This window comes from Paenibacillus sp. JT22N7, from assembly GCF_059383875.1.
Window position 1 is genome coordinate 1 of sequence record NZ_JBXENY010000030.1, and the last position, 1,374, is coordinate 1,374.

At 54.9% G+C, this 1,374-nt stretch carries 1 rRNA gene; it reads left to right on the forward strand.

The features are described from left to right. Positions 1-1,373: ribosomal RNA gene (locus AC50Y5_RS32705) — 23S ribosomal RNA — on the forward strand; the annotation flags it as partial. Between the last annotated feature and the right edge of the window lies 1 nt (position 1,374).

Below are 1,374 nucleotides of genomic sequence, written 5' to 3' on the forward strand. Positions count from 1 at the left end.
TAAGGCTGGGCTGTGATGGGGAGCGAAAATTACAGTAGCGAAGGTCATGCACTCCGGCTGCCGAGAAAAGTCTCTAGCCAGGTGAAGGTGCCCGTACCGCAAACCGACACAGGTAGGCGAGCAGAGCATGCTAAGGCGCGCGGAAGAACTCTCGTTAAGGAACTCGGCAAAATGACCCCGTAACTTCGGGAGAAGGGGTACCTCGGTAGGGTGAATAGCCCGAGGGGGTCGCAGTGAAAAGGCCCAAGCGACTGTTTAGCAAAAACACAGGTCTGTGCGAAGCCGTAAGGCGAAGTATACGGGCTGACGCCTGCCCGGTGCTGGAAGGTTAAGGGGAGCGGTTAGGGGTAACCCGAAGCTGTGAACCGAAGCCCCAGTAAACGGCGGCCGTAACTATAACGGTCCTAAGGTAGCGAAATTCCTTGTCAGGTAAATTCTGACCCGCACGAATGGCGTAACGACTTGGGCGCTGTCTCAACGAGAGATCCGGTGAAATTTTAATACCTGTGAAGATGCAGGTTACCCGCGACAAGACGGAAAGACCCCATGGAGCTTTACTGTAACTTGATATTGAACTTTGGTACGATCTGTACAGGATAGGTGGGAGCCATTGAAGCATGAGCGCCAGCTTGTGTGGAGGCGACGTTGGGATACCACCCTGATCGTATCGGAGTTCTAACCTAGGACCATGAAACTGGTTCGGGGACCGTGTCAGGTGGACAGTTTGACTGGGGCGGTCGCCTCCTAAAATGTAACGGAGGCGCCCAAAGGTTCCCTCAGAATGGTTGGAAATCATTCGGAGAGTGCAAAGGCATAAGGGAGCTTGACTGCGAGACCTACAAGTCGAGCAGGGACGAAAGTCGGGCTTAGTGATCCGGTGGTACCGAATGGAAGGGCCATCGCTCAACGGATAAAAGCTACCCTGGGGATAACAGGCTTATCTCCCCCAAGAGTCCACATCGACGGGGAGGTTTGGCACCTCGATGTCGGCTCATCGCATCCTGGGGCTGAAGTAGGTCCCAAGGGTTGGGCTGTTCGCCCATTAAAGCGGTACGCGAGCTGGGTTCAGAACGTCGTGAGACAGTTCGGTCCCTATCTGTCGCGGGCGCAGGAAATTTGAGAGGAGCTGTCCTTAGTACGAGAGGACCGGGATGGACGTACCGCTGGTGTACCAGTTGTTCCGCCAGGAGCACCGCTGGGTAGCCAAGTACGGACGGGATAAGCGCTGAAAGCATCTAAGCGCGAAGCCCCCCTCAAGATGAGATTTCCCAATTTAGTAAGACCCCTTGAAGACGACGAGGTTGATAGGTTCGGGGTGGAAGCGCAGCAATGCGTGCAGCTGACGAATACTAATCGGTCGAGGGCTTATCCTAA